Origin of the sequence: Mumia xiangluensis (assembly GCF_010994095.1) — a bacterium.
GTDB classification, from domain to species: Bacteria; Actinomycetota; Actinomycetes; order Propionibacteriales; family Nocardioidaceae; genus Mumia; species Mumia xiangluensis.
Genome location: NZ_WJYO01000003.1, coordinates 483,117 through 499,773 on the forward strand (window position 1 = coordinate 483,117; position 16,657 = coordinate 499,773).

The 16,657-nt window shown below is 71.1% G+C and carries 18 protein-coding genes; 9 read left to right on the forward strand and 9 right to left on the reverse strand.

From position 1 onward, the window contains the following. Positions 1–4: 4 nt before the first annotated feature. The 4 genes from GH747_RS12660 (at position 5) to GH747_RS12675 (ending at position 3,606) form a co-directional block, all read left to right on the forward strand. Positions 5–751 (forward strand): ABC transporter ATP-binding protein, encoded by a 747-nt coding sequence (locus GH747_RS12660; protein WP_149769922.1) that lies wholly within the window; start codon positions 5–7, stop codon positions 749–751. A 122-nt stretch (positions 752–873) separates the two neighbouring features. Continuing rightward, positions 874–1,749: a dimethylargininase gene (gene ddaH / locus GH747_RS12665; protein ID WP_149769923.1), complete on the forward strand. Its 876-nt coding sequence runs from the start codon at positions 874–876 to the stop codon at positions 1,747–1,749. Between the two features lie 11 nt (positions 1,750–1,760). After that, positions 1,761–2,801, forward strand: coding sequence for an ornithine cyclodeaminase (locus GH747_RS12670; RefSeq protein WP_149769924.1), 1,041 nt, complete (start codon positions 1,761–1,763; stop codon positions 2,799–2,801). Between the two features lie 31 nt (positions 2,802–2,832). Continuing rightward, the gene (locus GH747_RS12675; RefSeq protein ID WP_149769925.1) at positions 2,833–3,606 is read left to right on the forward strand and encodes a sortase domain-containing protein; all 774 of its coding nucleotides are present in this window, start codon (positions 2,833–2,835) and stop codon (positions 3,604–3,606) included. 6 nt (positions 3,607–3,612) lie between these two features. Here GH747_RS12675 and GH747_RS12680 read toward each other — a convergent pair whose 3' ends face one another. Then, a complete protein-coding gene (locus tag GH747_RS12680) occupies positions 3,613–4,050 on the reverse strand; it encodes a hypothetical protein (RefSeq protein WP_149769926.1) in 438 nt (145 codons plus the stop codon). 196 nt (positions 4,051–4,246) lie between these two features. On the opposite strand from GH747_RS12680, the gene GH747_RS12685 reads away from it, so the two are divergent. Next, on the forward strand, positions 4,247–5,458 hold the full coding sequence (locus GH747_RS12685) for an MFS transporter (protein ID WP_149769927.1): 1,212 nt from the start codon (positions 4,247–4,249) through the stop codon (positions 5,456–5,458). Between the two features lie 11 nt (positions 5,459–5,469). Here the strand turns inward: GH747_RS12685 and GH747_RS12690 are convergent, their stop codons facing one another. The 5 genes from GH747_RS12690 to GH747_RS12710 all read right to left on the reverse strand — a co-directional run bounded on the left by GH747_RS12690 (position 5,470) and on the right by GH747_RS12710 (position 11,404). Beyond that, positions 5,470–5,979 (reverse strand): hypothetical protein, encoded by a 510-nt coding sequence (locus GH747_RS12690; protein WP_149769928.1) that lies wholly within the window; start codon positions 5,977–5,979, stop codon positions 5,470–5,472. Positions 5,980–6,000: 21 nt separating this feature from the next. Continuing rightward, on the reverse strand, positions 6,001–8,154 hold the full coding sequence (locus GH747_RS12695; RefSeq protein ID WP_149769929.1) for a hypothetical protein: 2,154 nt from the start codon (positions 8,152–8,154) through the stop codon (positions 6,001–6,003). Between the two features lie 124 nt (positions 8,155–8,278). Beyond that, a complete protein-coding gene (locus GH747_RS12700) occupies positions 8,279–8,725 on the reverse strand; it encodes a hypothetical protein (protein ID WP_149769930.1) in 447 nt (148 codons plus the stop codon). Positions 8,726–8,755: 30 nt separating this feature from the next. After that, a complete protein-coding gene (locus GH747_RS12705) occupies positions 8,756–10,045 on the reverse strand; it encodes an alpha-hydroxy-acid oxidizing protein (protein WP_149769931.1) in 1,290 nt (429 codons plus the stop codon). 27 nt (positions 10,046–10,072) lie between these two features. Beyond that, positions 10,073–11,404: an FAD-binding oxidoreductase gene (locus tag GH747_RS12710; RefSeq protein WP_149769932.1), complete on the reverse strand. Its 1,332-nt coding sequence runs from the start codon at positions 11,402–11,404 to the stop codon at positions 10,073–10,075. Positions 11,405–11,487: 83 nt separating this feature from the next. Between GH747_RS12710 and GH747_RS12715 the strand changes: the two genes are divergently transcribed. Then, entirely contained in the window at positions 11,488–12,144 is a 657-nt protein-coding gene (locus GH747_RS12715) for an HD domain-containing protein (protein WP_149769933.1), read from the forward strand. A gap of 79 nt (positions 12,145–12,223) precedes the next feature. Beyond that, positions 12,224–12,634: a nuclear transport factor 2 family protein gene (locus tag GH747_RS12720; RefSeq protein WP_149769934.1), complete on the forward strand. Its 411-nt coding sequence runs from the start codon at positions 12,224–12,226 to the stop codon at positions 12,632–12,634. A 7-nt stretch (positions 12,635–12,641) separates the two neighbouring features. Here GH747_RS12720 and GH747_RS12725 read toward each other — a convergent pair whose 3' ends face one another. Beyond that, the gene (locus GH747_RS12725) at positions 12,642–13,397 is read right to left on the reverse strand and encodes an IclR family transcriptional regulator (protein WP_149769935.1); all 756 of its coding nucleotides are present in this window, start codon (positions 13,395–13,397) and stop codon (positions 12,642–12,644) included. A 153-nt stretch (positions 13,398–13,550) separates the two neighbouring features. On the opposite strand from GH747_RS12725, the gene GH747_RS12730 reads away from it, so the two are divergent. Both GH747_RS12730 and GH747_RS12735 read left to right on the forward strand, forming a co-directional pair. Beyond that, positions 13,551–14,270, forward strand: a complete 720-nt coding sequence (locus GH747_RS12730; protein ID WP_149769936.1) for a CoA transferase subunit A — start codon at positions 13,551–13,553, stop codon at positions 14,268–14,270. Between the two features lie 2 nt (positions 14,271–14,272). Continuing rightward, positions 14,273–14,902 carry a CoA transferase subunit B gene (locus tag GH747_RS12735; RefSeq protein ID WP_149769937.1) on the forward strand — a complete coding sequence of 210 codons (630 nt, stop codon included), beginning with the start codon at positions 14,273–14,275 and terminating at the stop codon, positions 14,900–14,902. Between the two features lie 3 nt (positions 14,903–14,905). Here the strand turns inward: GH747_RS12735 and GH747_RS12740 are convergent, their stop codons facing one another. After that, positions 14,906–15,238 (reverse strand): DUF4387 domain-containing protein, encoded by a 333-nt coding sequence (locus GH747_RS12740; RefSeq protein WP_149769938.1) that lies wholly within the window; start codon positions 15,236–15,238, stop codon positions 14,906–14,908. After that, positions 15,235–16,623 (reverse strand): acyclic terpene utilization AtuA family protein, encoded by a 1,389-nt coding sequence (locus GH747_RS12745; RefSeq protein ID WP_149769939.1) that lies wholly within the window; start codon positions 16,621–16,623, stop codon positions 15,235–15,237. The genes GH747_RS12740 and GH747_RS12745 overlap by 4 nt, the downstream gene beginning before the upstream one ends. Between the last annotated feature and the right edge of the window lie 34 nt (positions 16,624–16,657).

Genomic DNA, 16,657 nt, shown 5'->3' on the forward strand with positions numbered 1-16,657 from the left:
CGTCGTGAGTGTGCTCGAGCTGAAGGGGGTCACGGCGGGCTACGGGCACGCTGCCGCCGTACGCGACCTCGATCTCTCGGTCAAGGCTGGCGAGGTGGTGGCCCTGCTCGGTCCCAACGGCGCGGGCAAGACGACGGTGCTGCGTACGGCGGTGGGTCTGCTGCAGCCGACCTCCGGCGAGGTGCGTGTGTTCGGGCGGCGCCTGGGACGGCGGGTCGAGAAGAATGCCCGCGCGGGGGTGGTGCTCGTCCCCGACACGCGCGCCATCTTCCACCAGCTCACGGTGCGCGAGAACCTGTCGCTGGCTCGGCGCCGAGGCGATCTCGACATCGATGCGGTGCTGGACCGGCTGCCGCGCCTGGCTCCGCTGGTGAATCGGCGGGTCGGTCTGCTCTCGGGTGGCGAGCAGCAGATGCTCGCCCTCGCCAAGGCGCTGCTCGCGCGTCCACGGGTCCTGCTCGTCGACGAGCTGAGCCTGGGGCTCGCCCCGCTCGCGGTGCAGGAGCTGCTCCCGATCGTCCGGGCGCTCGCCGACGAGGCGTGGACCGGCGTCCTGCTGGTGGAGCAGCATGTGGACCTCGCGCTCGCGACGGCCGACCGCGCCGTGGTCCTGCACCACGGTCGTACGGCGCTGTCGGGGACCGCAGCCGAGCTGCGGGCCGACCGTGAGGCAGTGCGCAAGGCCTACTTCGGTGACCACGAGGAGGACGAGCTCGTGCTGGCCGAGGACGGCGCGCCGCTGCACGCCTGACGAATTGCGCGGTTGAACCACAACACATCGCTGGTCTGTGCCAGATCTTCGCAACGATTCGCCCTCGGTCGCGGAACGATTGTCGAACTACCGTCGTGTCACCGATGACACGGAGGTAGTTGATGACGATCACCACGGGTGCTCCCCTGCCCACCTCGGCGCCTGCCGAGAGCACCGCACCGCGGACGACCCAGCGCGGGGCCACCCCTCGACGCTTCCTGATGTGCCGACCTGAGCACTTCGAGGTGACGTACGCGATCAACCCGTGGATGGATCCGAGCAAGCCCGTCGACACCGCGCTCGCGGTGGCGCAGTGGGAGCTCCTGCGCTCGACGTACGAGGTTCTCGGCCACCAGGTCGACCTCATCGACCCGGTCGAGGGTCTTCCCGACATGGTGTACGCCGCGAACGGCGGCGTCGTCTACGCGGGCAAGGCGATGGCGGCGCGTTTCACGTACGCCGAGCGTCAGCCCGAGGGCGCGGCGTACCAGGCATGGTTCGAGCGGGCCGGCTTCCGGCCGACGATCCAGGCCGCGTCCACGAACGAGGGTGAGGGCGACTTCCTGGTGGTCGGCCGGATCATCCTTGCCGGCACCGGGTTCCGGACGTCGGTCGACGCGCACCACGAGGTCCGCGAGTTCTTCGGCGCTCCGGTGATCTCGCTGGAGCTGGTCGACCCGCGCTACTACCACCTCGACACCGCCCTGGCGGCGCTCGACGACCACACGATCGCGTACTACCCGCCCGCGTTCAGCCCGGCCAGCAACGCGATCCTGCGCCAGCTGTTCCCGGACGCCATCATCGCGACCGACGCCGACGCCGAGGTCCTCGGCCTCAACGCGGTCTCCGACGGCCACAACGTCGTCCTCACCGACAAGGCCGTCCACCTGCACGAGCGGCTGCGCGAGCGCGGCTTCAACCCGGTCGGCGTCGACCTGAGCGAGCTGCTCAAGGGCGGCGGAAGCGTGAAGTGCTGCACTCTGGAGGTCAGGTCATGAAGGGTCAGGGCATGACAGGCAACGGCGTGGCGTTCGTCGACGTGCCGAGCATGAGCCGGTGGATCGCCGAGCAGGGAGCCGAGCGCATCATCGGCGAGATGGTGACGGCGCTCGAGGCCGACTTCCGCCGGTGGCCCCAGTTCGACAAGTCGCCGCGCCACGCCGTGCACACGCGCGAGGGCGTGATGGAGCTGATGCCGACCAGCGACGGCGACGAGTACGGCTTCAAGTACGTCAACGGTCACCCGAAGAACCCGTTGCGCGGATTCCAGACCGTCACCGCGTTCGGTGTCCTCGCCCAGGTGCACAACGGCTACCCGACGTTCGTGGCGGAGATGACGCTCCTCACCGCTCTACGGACGGCGGCGACGTCGGCGATGGCCGCGAAGTGGCTCGCCCGTGCCGACTCGTCCACGATGGCGATGATCGGCACCGGGTCGCAGGCGGAGTTCCAGGCGCTCGGCTTCCGCGCGGTGCTCGGCATCGACCGGCTGCGGGTGTGGGACACCGACCCGGAGGCGATGCGCAAGCTGGTCCGCAACCTCGAGCCGCTCGGGTTCGACATCACGGTCGCCACGAGCGCGGCTGACGCGGTCCTGGGAGCCGACGTCATCACGACGTGCACCGCGGACAAGACCAATGCCACCGTCCTGCGCGACGCCGACGTCGCCCCGGGCGTGCACATCAACGCGATCGGAGGCGACTGCCCCGGCAAGACCGAGCTCGACCAGGCGATCCTGGAGCGGGCGTCGGTGTTCGTCGAGTACCCCGAGCAGACCCGCGTCGAGGGCGAGATCCAGGCGTTCGGCCCGGAGTTCCCCGTGACCGAGCTGTGGCAGGTCGTCGCCGGTGAGGCGCTCGGTCGTACGGCCGTCGAGCAGGTCACGGTCTTCGACTCGGTCGGGTTCGCGATCGAGGACTTCACGGCGCTGCGGTTCGTCCGCGACGCGGTCCGCGGCACCTCGTACGAGGCCGAGCTCGACCTCGTCGCCGAGCCGGCGGACCCGAAGGACCTGTTCGCGATGGTGGCGCCGGTGCTCGTCGCTCGCTGAGCGCGTGCCACCACGCGGGTACCGTCGAAGGATGCTCCGCCGCGCGGTCGTCAGTGGCGCGGGCGTCGCTCTCCTCCTCGGAGGGTGCGGCGCCCCGCCGCCCGAGCGAGCCCCCACCCCGCCGGTTGAGCGAGCCCCCTCCCAACTGGTTGAGCGAGCCCCCTCCCCGCTGGTTGAGCGAGCGAAGCGAGTCGAAACCACCCCCACCCCGCCGCCCGAACGAGCCCCCACCCCGCCGCCCGAACGAGCCCCCTCCCCGCCGGTTGAGCGAGCGAAGCGAGTCGAAACCACCCCTCCCCGCGACGCCCTCCTCACCATCCCCGCGATCGGCGTCGAGGATCTGCGCGTCGTCGCGTACCGCGGCCGGACGGACGACGCCGCCGGCACCCGGATCCAGAACCGCGGGCGTGCCGCCAGTCCGCACGGACCTCGCGGCGGTGCCGGACCCGGCGGGCTCGGCAACTACCAGGTCACCGCCCACCGGCTCTCGTCGACGCGTGCGTTCCTTGACCTGCCCGACCTCCGTCGCGGTGACCGCGTGCACGTGACCGCCGGCGGGACGCGCTGGACGTACGAGATCGTGCGAACGCGTACGACCTCGTTCCGCTCGGCCCGCTCGCTGGCCGAGCAGCGCGCTGCCGTGCCGGGCCAGCCCGGTCGTACGCCCGACCGCGCCTGGATCACCTTGTCGACGTGCGCGACGCCCGAGGACCACGCGCAGGGCAACTACTGGGCAGACCAGTTCGACAACCCTGAGCACCGCATCGACAAGATCGGCGTCCTGGTCCGCACCCGCCGCGTGTGACGGGTGTCAGCGTCGCGTGCGGCCCCGGACCGGCGGAAGCTCCGGTCGGATGGACGGATGCAGGTCGTTGCCCGAGAACACCATGAACCGTTCGTCTCGCCGTAACGTCGCCAGCTTCTCGTCGACGAAGAAGGTGAAGGTGTCGAGGCCCGTCCACACCGGCGTGGACGTCGTGGGGATGACCTCGGGATCGGTGTCGTCGAAGACATCCGTGGTGATGTAGGAGACCGACCGGAGCTGGGAACGGGTGATGCGGACGAGGACGGACGTCGGCCCCTCCAGCTCGTCGAGCTCGCCCTCAGGGGTGCCGTCCGGAGCCGCGTCCTCGAACGCGACGCGGATGACGTCTGGTTCGATCTCCTCGGCGCCACCGAAGCTGGCCAGCGCCGCAACGAACCATTGATAGAGGTCCTCGTCCGTCGCATCCTCCGGAACCCTCCGCATGTGGAGAATATAGTTCGTTCCCCCGAGCACCGCACCGCTCGGCGAAGCCGTGCACGGCTCGAGCTGCCGAACCACTCCACGAACGGGGCCCCGGCCCAGGACCTCACGACACCATGGGCGTACCAGTGCCGCACGCGGCCTCGTAGTCCCCGCCGCCGATGACGGCGCACCTGCGGTCATCGACTACCGTCGTCCGGTGACCGCTCCCGACCAGACGCTCCGCCGTGCACGGGTCGCCGTGGCCGTGCTGTTCCTGACCAACGGCGCGATCTTCGCGAACGTGCTCCCGCGCTACCCCGGCATCAAGTCCGAGCTCGGCCTCTCGAACGCCTCGTACGGCCTCGCGATCGCCGCGCTCCCCGTCGGTGCGCTGATGGCTGGGCTCACGGCGGGTGTGCTGATCCGCCGGTTCCGCTCGTCACGAGTCGCCGTCGTCGGCACGATCTTCACCGGTCTCGGGGCCTTCGCCGTCGGCCTGTCGCCGAGCCTCGGCGCGTTCGCAGCAGCGCTGTTCCTGCTCGGCGCGATGGACGCGATCACCGACGTCGCGCAGAACGCGCACGGCCTGCGGGTCCAGCGCCGCTACGGACGGTCGATCCTCAACGCCTTCCACGCGATCTGGTCGGCGGGCGCGGTCCTCGGTGGCCTGATGGGCGCCGGCGCAGTCGCCCTCGGCCTCTCACCCGCGGTCCACCTTGGGCTGTCCTCAGCGCTGTTCGCCGCGGTGGCGATCGCGGCGTACCCGTTCCTCCTGAAGGGGCCCGAGGCCGATCCCGTGGAGCACGTCGAGGTGGACGCAGGGGACGAGGCGACCCGAGGCAGCCGACGTCGTTCGTCCGGCGGGCCAACTCCGCGCACCGTCGCGGTTCTCGTCGCGCTCGTCCTCATCGGCATCGCCGGCGCGCTCGTCGAGGACGCGGGCAGCACCTGGGCGGCGGTGTACCTCAACGATTCCCTCGGCGCCGCGGGGTCGATCGCCGCGTTCGGGTACGTCGCCCTGGTCGGTGCGCAGTTCGTGGGACGCATCATCGGTGACCGCCTCGTGGACCGGTTCGGGCAGCGTGCGATCGCGCGCGCCGGCGGCCTCATCACCGCCGTCGGCATGGGGACGGCGCTCGCGTTCCCCTCGGTGCCGGGGACGATCGCCGGGTTCGCGGCGGCGGGCTTCGGCGTGGCGACACTCATCCCCGCGGCGATGCACGGCGCAGACGAGCTGCCCGGGTTCAAGCCCGGCACCGGACTGACGCTGCTCACGTGGCTGATGCGGATCGGGTTCCTCGCGTCGCCTCCGCTCGTCGGCCTCGTCGCCGACGCCTCGAGCCTGCGGGTCGGCCTGCTCGTCGTGCCTCTGGCAGGCATCGTCGTCGTCGCGCTCGCGGGTGTGCTCGACGGGCGGCGGCGGGCCTAGCGGCTTATCGGCTACTCATCCGTCTCCTGACCACCCGCGTCCTCGTTGCACTCGATCTGCGGCGGCTCCTCGCCGGGGAATGCCATCACGTTCAGTCTCGGCAGCCGTGCGCCGCGCATGTCGAAGGAGAGAGCGGCCTGGCGCGAGACGCGACCCGTTCGCCCGCGGTAGAGATAGCCGCGGGTCTGGCGGACACCGACGGTGAACATGCACTCGTCGAAGCGCACGATCTCTCCGACCGGATCCTCCAGGTCCTCGACGTCCTCGCGCAGCGATCGGATGTCCTGCCGCAGGTCGCGCAGCGAGTCCCGCCCGGTCCTGGGGGCAAGCCGGTCGGCGGACTCCCCCGGGCCCCGCCCGCATCCCCGGCGCTTCGGCCTGAAGGCGAGAACCTGGTAGTCGGGGTCGTCCCACTCGCTGCGGTCGATGTCGATGCCCGACGCGTACGCCCGTCGTCCCGCGGCGACGCGCGGGTCGAGCCGGTAGCCGAGATTCTGTGCACCGTCGCCCTGCTCGGTCACCGGTAGCCACGTCAGGCACGACTACCACGAGTCGAACCGCTCAGTGCGGCCTTCGACCCGCTCCTCGATCCGTTCGATGCGGCGCAGCTGGCGACGCAGCGCGCGCACGCTCGTCGGGCCGGTCACGCGACGCACGACCCGGGCGTCGTCGCCGGACCCGTTCGGGTTGGGAGCGGCGCCGAGGCACCGGCGCGACGTGCGCAGATTCAGCAGCCGCCAGGTCGGCTTCGTCCGGGTCCGCACGAGGGCACGCCGAAGGTCGCCCCCGGTGCCGTCACGCTCGTCGTACAGGAAGCCCGCCCGACCACCACCCGCGCGACGGATGCCGATCTTCCTGGTGCATCGCAGCAACGTGTCGAAGCGGCGTGAGTCCCGGTCGAGAGTGCGCAGGCGGGAACGCAGCCGAGCCAGCGCCGTACGAACCGACGGACCTCCCAGGAGCCGTACCGTGCGCCGCGCGGCGGCATCACGAGTCGCTGCGTCATGCGTGGTGGCGTCATTCGTCGTGGGGTCGGGTGTCGCGGCGGCGGGCGAAGCGGCGGGCGAGGGGGAGTCCGGCGCGGAGGGCCCCGCGCCGGACGGTACGGAGGCAGAAGCCACACCGGGCGTGGGCGTCGTCGGGCCGGGGCCTGGCCGTGACTGCACCGCACCGACGTCGCACGCGGCGCCTGCGACTCCCTTCGGCGTACCCACCGCATCGTGCTCGAGAACCGTCGACCAGCTCAACCAGCCGACCAGCAGCTGGCCCGCCGGGAGAGGTCGGGGCAGGACGCCGCGGCATGCGCTCGCCGGAACCCTCGCGCGGGCAGGGCTCGCTGCGCGCGGCGCGAGGACGAACCCGAGGGGGTCCGCATCGAGCTGGTCGAGCTGCGGGTCCTCGGCCGTCATGTCGGTCCTCGCGTCGAGCGGGCACGAGGGGTCCGCGACGAGGTTGTAGCCCTGCGACACCCGGTCGTACACGCGGCAGCTGCGTCGCGTCGGAATGGTGTCGCCCGTGACGCCCTCCCACGCCGCCGGACCGATGATGGTCGAGAAGCTCGTCAGACGACCGACCGACCCGACATCGGCCGCAACCGACGCAATGTTCTTGGTGATCGTCGACGAGACCAAGGTCGTACGGCCCGCGGCGAGGACTCCTCCGCCTGCCCCCTCGGCGTAGTTGTTCGTGACGGTCGAGTTGACGAGCACCAGATCTCCCCTCGCCCAGATCCCGCCCCCGACGTGGGCGACGGCGAGGTTGCGCGCCACGGTCGAGTTCACGACGAGCACATCGGCCTCTCCCGAGATCGCGCCACCGCGGTCGTCCGCACGGTTGCCGTTCAGGGTCGAGCCGACCACCGCGACGTCACCGTCCAGGGTGAAGATCGCGCCGCCCGGCCCGTCGGCATCGCTGCCGTCGATCAGCGAGTCGATCACGGTGACGTCACCGTCCTCGTCGGCGTAGAGGGCGCCGCCGTCGCCGTCGGTGGTGTTGCCGTCGATCCAGGAACGCACGACGAGGATGTCGCCGGTGGAGCCGATCGCGCCTCCCGAGCCGTCGACGAGGTTCGCGCTGAGGACCGAGTCGTAGACCTGGACGCCCCCGCGACGAGCGTAGATCCCACCCCCGTCGTCGTTCGCGAGGTTGCCGTTGATGTGGCACCGCCGGGCGGTGACCCGACGCATCGAGTAGACGCCGCCGCCCGGCTCCTCAGCGAGGTTCTGCAGGATCATGCAGTCGGACAGACTGATCTCGCCACGCGAGGTCAGCGCCGCACCCGGCCCATCCGACCCGCCCCGCTTCAGCGTGATCCGGCGCAGGTCGAGGTACCCGGTGCCGTCCTGACGAAGCACGCGCTTCTCGAAGCACGTCTGCCGGATGGTGTGGCCGTGCCCGTCGACGAGCATCGGGTACGGCGACTCGCGGATCGGGTCTCCGACGTCGCAGTTGCGCAGGACGATGTCGCGACCCAGGTCCAGTCGACGACGTCTCGGGTCGGCCCAGGCCGCGCGCAGCTGCGCCTCGGTCCGTACGACGCCCCTGACCTTCGCGGCCGGAGCGGCCGCCGCAGCGGTGTCACGAGCCGACGTCGCTGCCTCGTCGGCGGAGCCTGCGACCACTCCTCCGGCCCCGAGCACGAGCACTGCCGCGGTGGTCCAGACCCCCGCGCGCAGGCGAGCTGCTGTCCGTGCCATCCCAATCATCCCCTCGACGCGTTGCCGCAACCGACGTCGCGGGGGGACCTGCTCCATCGACGCTTGCGCGTCAAAGTGCCGGCGCGGAGTCACGACGGATGCTGCCCAGTCTGTGCGACGCGGTCTACGGGCGCCTCTCGGCGAACACCTCCCGGGCCCGGGAGATCGCCGCGCGGTACTGGCCGGCCTCGAAGGTGAAGTCCGGGATGTCGAGAGGTCGCGGCCGCCGCTCGTGCTCGTCGAAGTCCTCGACGTCCTCTGGCGGGAGCGCGCCGCCGTACATCGACACCGAGGCCGCGTCCTTCCAGCGGACCCGGCCGCGGCGTTCGCTGATCACCCACGAGACGTTCGCGCACCCGACGCCGCCTCCGCAGGCGCACTCGTACAGCGCTACGCGCTGCGGTGGGTCGACCGGCACGAGCGCTCCCGTGCCGAGAACCTCCTCCGCCGGCATCGGGTCGTAGCCGTCGAGCATCCGCACGAGCGGTACGCCGTCGACCAGGAGGACTGCGACCGTTCTTCGACCACGCTCGGTACGCAGGTCGATCCCGAAGGTGGTGAGGCCAGACATGCTCGGACGATACGACAAGGACGACGTCGGTCAGCCGTGCTGCTCCGCGAGGTGGTCGCGCGTGATGGAGGCGATGTCGCTGGTTCCGCTGAGCGCCATCGTGAGGTCCAGCTCGGCGACGACGTTGCGGATGACGGACTCGACGCCGCGCTGCCCGTCGAGCGCGAGTCCGTACATGTACGGCCGTCCCAGCAGGACGGCATCTGCGCCGAGCGCGAGTGCGGTGAAGACGTCGGCGCCGGTGCGGATGCCGCTGTCGAGGAGCACCGTCGGCTCGGGACCGATCTCCTCACGGACGGCGACGAGCGCGTCCAGCGACGCGATCGAGGAGTCGACCTGACGGCCACCGTGGTTCGAGACGACGATCGCGTCGGCCCCGAGCGCGAACGCTCGTCGGGCGTCGTCCGGGCGGAGGATGCCCTTGAGCACGATCGGCAGCGACGTCCGTTCTCGCAGCGTGGCGAGGTGGTCCCAGCTGAGGCCGGGGTTGGAGTAGATGTCGAGGAACGTCTCGACGGAGGCGCGCGGCTCCGGCGACCGGACGTTGTCCCAGAAGCCGCCAGGGTGGTTGCGGGACATGTCGAGCAGGGTGCGTACGGCGCCCGGTGTGATCTCGACGGCCGCCTTCTCGGACGGCGCCGCGAGGCGCTCGCGGACGATCTCCTGGAACCGTGGGTCGGAGGTGTACTGGGCGATGCCGATGCCGCGGCTGAACGGGAGCGAACCGAGGTTGAGGTCCTGCGGACGCCACCCGAGGATCGTGGTGTCGAGCGTGACCACGAGCGCGCCCGCCCCGATTGCCTCGGCGCGACGGATCAGGCTGTCGACAAGGCCCTCGTCCTTGCTCCAGTAGAGCTGGAACCACCGCGACGCGTCACCCATCTCCGCCGCGCAGTCCTCCATCGGGCTGCAGCCCTGGTTGGAGAACACGTAGGTCGTGTCGGTCGCAGCGGCGGCACGAGCGATCAAGAGATCGCTGTCCTCGGCCATCAGCGCGCCGGCGCCGACGGGCGCGAGCAGGAGCGGGGTCGTGTGGCGGGAGCCGAGGAGATCGACGGACAGATCGCGTTCGACGGCCGCAGCGGCCATCGCAGGCAGGATCGCCCACCGGTCGAACGCCTCGCGGTTGCGCCGCATGGTGCGCCCCTCGCCCGCGCCGCCGGCGACGTACGCCCACGCCTTCGCACTGCTCACCTTCTTGGCACGTCGCTCGAGCTCGCCGAAGTCGGTGGGGACCGCGGGGCGACGACCGAGCACTCCCGCGCGGTAGATCGCGTTGAGCCGGTCGATGCCTGCTCCGCGAGCGGGGGTCGTGGTCATGGGTTCACGCTAGGACAACGGCCCGCCCTATGCCGACGCGGCTCCCGACGGCGGGACGTTGGCGTTGCGGTGGAAGACGTTCTCCGGGTCGTACGCGTCCTTGAGCGCGGTGAGCCGCGCGAGGGTCGCGGGCGGGTACGCCCGTCGTACGCCGTCGGCGCCCTCGTCGCCGAGCACGTTGACGTAGACGCCGGTCGCGTACGGCGCCAGGCGCGCGGCGCTCGCGCGTGCTGTCGTCATGCGCTCGGCGTCCTGGTCCGGGTCCGTCCAGCGTCCGGCGGCGACGTACTCGAACGCCGTCCCACGGTGGGCGAACGCGGTGGCGTCGTCGGGGACGTCGTCGATCGCACCGCCGTAGGCCTGGATGCTCGCCGCGACCTCGGGATCGTGCGAGAGCAGCGCCTCGACCGCCGCGTCCGGGAGGTCACGCAGGTAGTGGCCCTTCCAGTAGCGCCGCAGCGCGTGGCCCTCGACGGTGTCCTCGCGCCGCTGGAGGTCGACGTACGACATCTCGTCGACCCGCCTGGCGAGCGGAGTCCCGAGCCCGTCGAGCAGGCGCGCGTGCTCGCGCCCCTCGTCCGGGTCGCCGACCCAGACGAAGCCGAGCGTCACGATGCCGCCGTACACGGTCGCGGCGTACGTCGCGCGCCGGGGAGCGGTGGCGCTGAGGTCGCGCCAACGAGCGACGGCTGGTCCCGCGTCGGCGACGGCGAAGTCCAGCTCGGCGACGACCGTCTGTGTGCCGGTGTCGTGGAGGCGGAGCTCGAACTCGGTGACGATGCCGAAGTTGCCACCACCGCCTCGCAGCCCCCAGAAGAGGTCGGGGTTCTCGTCTGCCGACGCGCGGACGACCTCCCCCGTCGCGGTCACCATCTCGAAGGACACGACGTTGTCGCACGTCAGGCCGTGCTGCCGAGCGAGCCATCCCATCCCGCCGCCGAGGGTCAGGCCGCCGACGCCCGTGTGGGAGACGTTGCCTGCGGTGGTCGCGAGCCCGTACGGCTGGGTGGCCGCGTCGAGCGCGGCGAGCGGTGCGCCCCCTCCGACCCACGCCCGTCGGCGCCGAGGAGCGACGCGGACGCCACGCATCGGCCGAAGGTCGATCATCAGCCCGCCGTCCGGCACCGCGTGCCCCACGACGCTGTGGCCACCGCAACGGACGCCGATCTCGAGGCCCTCGCGGCGCGCGAGCAGGACGGCGGCCGCCACCTCGTCGGTGTCACGGCAGCTCACGATCAGCGCGGGCCGGTGGTCGACCATCGCGTTCCAGACCTGGCGCGCCTCGTCGTACAGGTCGTCGCCTGGACGCAGGATCGCGCTGTCGGAGACGGTCGTCGCGCGTCGTCCGGTGCCTGTCATCGCATCGCTCCTTCACGGCTGCGGCATCTGCGAGGTCTGACCGGCGGGCCTCCCGGAACTCATCGCGTGAGAGTGTCGGAGTCGTGGAAGACGACGCGCGGATCATCGATCGCAACCCGCTCCCGGCCGGCATCGACGGGCGGCTCGCGGCCCAGCTGACCTTCATCGCGGAGGCCGACCGGCTCAAGACGGTGCTGCGTGCCTCGCCGCTGGCTGCCGCGGATCGCCGGGAGAACGACGCGGAGCACTCCTGGCACCTCGCGCTGATGGTCCTGCTGCTGAGCGAGTACGCCGACGAGCCCATCGACGTCGGTCACGCGATGCGGCTCGTGATCATCCACGACCTGGTCGAGATCTACGCCGGCGACAGCCCGGTGTTCGACGCGGCTGCCGTCCTCGACCAGCGGGAGCGGGAGGAGAGCGCGGCCGAGCGGCTGTTCGCACTGCTGCCGGCGGACCAGGCCCGTGAGATCCGGGAGCTGTGGGACGAGTTCGAGTCGGGCGCGACCCCGGAGGCGCGTTTCGGCAAGGCCATGGACCGTCTCGAGCCCATGCTGCTCAACTGGCTCAACGAGGGCGGGACCTGGCGGATGCCGGGCGCGACGGTCGAGAGGGTCCGGGCTCGTGAGGCGGGTGTCGTCGCGGCGGCGACGACCCTCGGGGTGGTCACGGACGCCTTCATCACGCACGGGCTCCGCAACGGCTGGATCCGGCCGGAGCCTGGGACCGAGCCAGCCTAACTTCAGTTAGCAGACCGACTCGGCTAGAGTGACGCCAGCCGAGGGCCGACGACGACCCTCACGAGCGAAGGAGACGAGCATGTCGGACACCGACCGGCACCCGTACGTGGTGCTTCTCGACCGGATCATCGCTGCGGCCGAGGCCGGCGACGCGACGGATCTGTACGACGTGTACGCCGACGGAGCGGTCATCTGGCACAACCACGACAACCGCGAGCAGACCGTCGAACGGAACGCAAAGGTGCTCGAGGCCATGCCGCGGTTCGTCTCCGACCGGACCTACACCGATCGCCAGATCCAGGTCTTCGACGGCGGCGTCGTCCAGCAGCACGTGCTCCGAGGCGTCAACCGCGAGAGCGGCGAGAAGGTCGCCCTCCATGCGTGCGTCGTAGTCCGCGTGAACGACGAGGGCCGGATCACCCGGCTCGACGAGTACATCGACTCCGCCGAGGCCGCTGGCTTCGGTCCCGCGCCGCAGCGCAGCGCCTGAGACGCGCTCATGCCAGGGCGCGCGAGAGCCGGTGCGCCTCGTCCAGCAGCAGCCGGCCCAGCTCGCCCTGGCGCTCGGGGCGGAAGCGCGACTCGATCCCGGTCAGGGTCAGCGCCCCTCGCGGTGCGCCCGCCGCGTCGAAGACCGCCGCCGCCATCCCCCAGCTGCCCTCCACGACGAGACCGGGGTTGACCGACCAGCCCGCCTCGCGCGTCCGGGCGATCCGCTCCCGCACCGCGGCGGCGTCGTGGGTCGCGCTCCACTGCGGAGTGAGGTCGGCGCGCCTCAGGTAGTCGTCGATCTCGTCGTCACCCAGGTACGCCAGGACGACGAGGCCCGCCGAGACCACGCCGAGCGGGAACCGCGCCCCTTCGTACAGCACGAATGAGCGGATCGGGAACGCGCCGTCCTCGCGGAGCAGGACCACGGTCTCGTCACCGCGCCGTACGGAGAAGAACGCACTCTCGCCGGTCGCCTCGGCCAGCCGTCGTACGCTCCCCCGGGCCTCTCGCGTCACGTCGAACCGCGACGCTGCGCGTGTGCCGAGCACGTACAGCTCGGGCCCCAGGAACCACCGTCCCGTCGCGCCGTCACGGTCGAGCAGACCCTCGACGGCGAGCGACTCGAGGAGACGGTGGGTCGTCGCGCGCGGGAGCTCCGTCTCGCGGGCGACGTCACTGGTCGTGACGCCGTCGCTCGGTCCGCCGGCGACCGCGCGAAGGAGCCGGCTGAGCCTCCCGACGAGCTGCGAGGACTGCGCCACGCCACGATCGTACGAGGTGTCCGCTCAGTGGACGCATCGGGCAAGGGGTGACCGCCGACCGAGAGGATTCGGGAGCAGAGTCCTGCGATCATTGACGAGGTGACCCGTATCGCGTTCACTCGACGCGACCACTGGATGGACGGAGGCCCATCGATGAGGAAGCTCCGCGACGACGCTCAGGCGGCGCTCGACGGCTTGTTGCACGACGGCATGACGATCGCCGTCGGCGGGTTCGGCCTGTCGGGCAACCCGTTCGACCTGATCGAAGCCGTGCGCGACTCCGGCGTCCAGGACCTCACCGTGGTCTCCAACAACATGGGCGTGGACGGCAAGGGGCTCGGGATCCTGCTGGAGAGCAGCCAGGTCACCAAGGTCATCGCCTCCTACGTCGGCGAGAACGCGCTGTTCGCGCGTCAGTTCCTCGACGGCGTGCTCGAGGTCGAGTTCACCCCGCAGGGCACGCTCGCGGAGCGGATGCGCGCGGGCGGTGCGGGCATCGCCGCGTTCTACACACGCACCGGCGTCGGCACGCCCGTCGCCGAGGGCAAGCCGACCGAGGTCTTCGACGGCGAGACGTACGTCCTCGAGCGCGGCATCATCGCCGATCTCGCCCTCGTCCACGCGCACACCGTCGACCCGGAGGGCAACCTCCGCTACCGGCTGACGGCCCGCAACTTCAACCCGATCGTCGCGACCTGCGGTCGCGCCACGGTCGTCGACGCCCAGCGGGTGCTCGACACCTACCTCGACCCCGACGACGTGCACACGCCCGGCATCTACGTGGACCGCGTGATCGCGTCGAGCGACCGCGAGTACCCGATCGAGCAGCGTACGACGCGCCCCCGCCCCGACCGTACGACCGAGGAGGCCTGACCATGGCTTGGACCCGTGACGAGATGGCCGCGATCGCGGCTCTCGAGCTGAGCGACGGCGACTACGTCAACCTCGGCATCGGCATCCCGACACTCGTGGCCAACCACCTGCCCGAGGGCGTGTCGGTGTCGCTGCAGAGCGAGAACGGCCTCCTCGGCATCGGCCCCTTCCCGTACGAGGGCGAGGAGGACGCCGACCTGATCAACGCCGGCAAGCAGACCGTCACCGCGGCGCCCGGTGCGAGCATCTTCGACTCGGCCACGTCGTTCGCGATGATCCGGGGAGGCCACGTCGACGTCGCGATCCTCGGCGCGCTGCAGGTCGGCGCCAACGGCGACCTCGCCAACTGGACCGTCCCCGGCAAGCTCGTCAAGGGCATGGGCGGCGCGATGGACCTCGTCGCCGGCACGCGCCGCGTCGTCGTCATCACCGACCACGTCGCCAAGGACGGCACTCCCAAGATCGTCGAGGAGTGCACGCTGCCGCTGACCGGCGCGGGCGTCGTCGACCGGATCATCACCGACCTCGCGGTCCTCGACGTCACGCCCGACGGTCTGGAGCTCGTCCAGGTGTGCCCCGGCCTGACCGCCGACGACATCCGCGCGAAGACCGACGCGCCGGTGCGCGGCTGACGGCTACGCCGCCGGAGCAGGCACCCGCACGAGCGCGAGCGGGACGTGATGCTGCCCGGCATGCATGTCCCGGTCACGCAACGATCCCTGGCTGATGGGCCGCGGGTACGAGATCTTCACGACGTTGAGCGACGGGATCCGGAACAGCTGGACCTGGTCCGCCGCGACGCCGTACAGCTCGGCGACGACGTCCTCGTTCACGTACGCGGCGTCGGCCGCGAGGGCGTACGACGCCTCGTCGCGCATGAAGAGCTCCATCGTCACCCAGAACGGTCCGGCGTTCTTGGAACGCACCTCCTGGGCCAGGTCGCCGAGAGCGATCGTGTCGTTCGTCATGCGTGGTCGTCCTTCGTCTCGATCCGGAACATGCTCGTCGGCGTGGCTGCGTCGACGACGTGGTTGAGCACGAACTCGTACGCGGCACCGCGTTCGATCTCGGCAGGCGAGGTGGCGAACGCGAAGCTCGGCAGGTAGTCCATGTCCGCGGTGGGCAGGTGCAGCATCAGCGGGTTCGCGACCTTGGCCACGGCGGTCGCGGTGGCCTGGTCGGCAGCGCTGACGAGGAGCATCACGCCGACCTCACGCGGTGGCCCGGCCTCGGGCTCGAGGGTGTCGAGGACCGCGTTGTGCCCGTACAGACGGACGTCGAACGCGTAGTCGTCCGGCCCGAGCCCCAGGGTCTGCTCGACCCGCTGCGACAGGACGACACGGAGCAGGTCGGCCCAGCCGTCGATGTCGGCGAGCACGCGTGGGTCGCGGATCGCGGCGAACGACATCGTCTCGTAGCCCGTCAGGCGCGCGCCCTCGAGCTTGATCGTGTGCTGGTCGGCGACGTGGAACTGCGAGCCCTCGACCCTGACACGCCGGTCGTCCAGCGCGGTGTACGTCGCCTCGTGGACGTCGATCGTGCCGTCGGGCTCGCGCATCGAGAAGGGGTTGACCGTCTCGTACAGCATGTGGGCGGCGACCGAGCTCGGCGTGCAGGCGGCCTCAGGGTCCAGGGGCTCGATCGTGAACCCGCCCGCGTCGATCGTGGCGATGACGCCTCCGGCACGCGGGTTCGTGGTGCACTGGCCGCCGCACTCGACGATCTTCGCGACGTGCCACGTGGGTCCGGCCGGCATCCCCATCATGAGGGGGTACGCCGCCGCGACCGCCGTGTCCGTGGCGCGGCCGGCGAGGACGACCTGCGCCCCGCCCTGCAGCGCCTCCACGATCGGCTCGTGACCCATCATGCCGACGATGTGGGTGCAGCTCTCGAGGGTCTCGACGCTGAGCTCGCCCATCGGCGGGAGCGGGTGCGTACGTCCGGCGTCGAGGTGCTCTTTGAGATCGGCCGCCGACTGCTCGCTGTAGATCCGTGCGACGCGAAGATCGAGCCCCTCCTCGGCCATCACCTGGTCGGCGAGCCCGGCCACCCAGTCGACACCCGAGTCGGTGCCGCTGGTGCCGCACGACCCGACGATCACCGGGATCCCCGCGCCGGCAGCCGCCTTGAGCACGATGCGCAGGTCACGAGCGACCTGCGGTGCGGACGTCTTCGGCTTGGACGCACCCAGGTAGGCAGGTCCGGAGTCGGTCGAGCCTCCGTCGATCGCGATGACGTCGGCGCCGAGCGCGATCCCGCGCTCCACCGTCGACTCCGCGAAGCCCGCACCGAGCATCCCGGTCGGGACGAGGATCCGTACCGAGTCCGTCTGCTGGTCTGTCGTCCTGGTCATGCTCGTCCTCTGATCGGCTGCTGCTGGTCGGTGG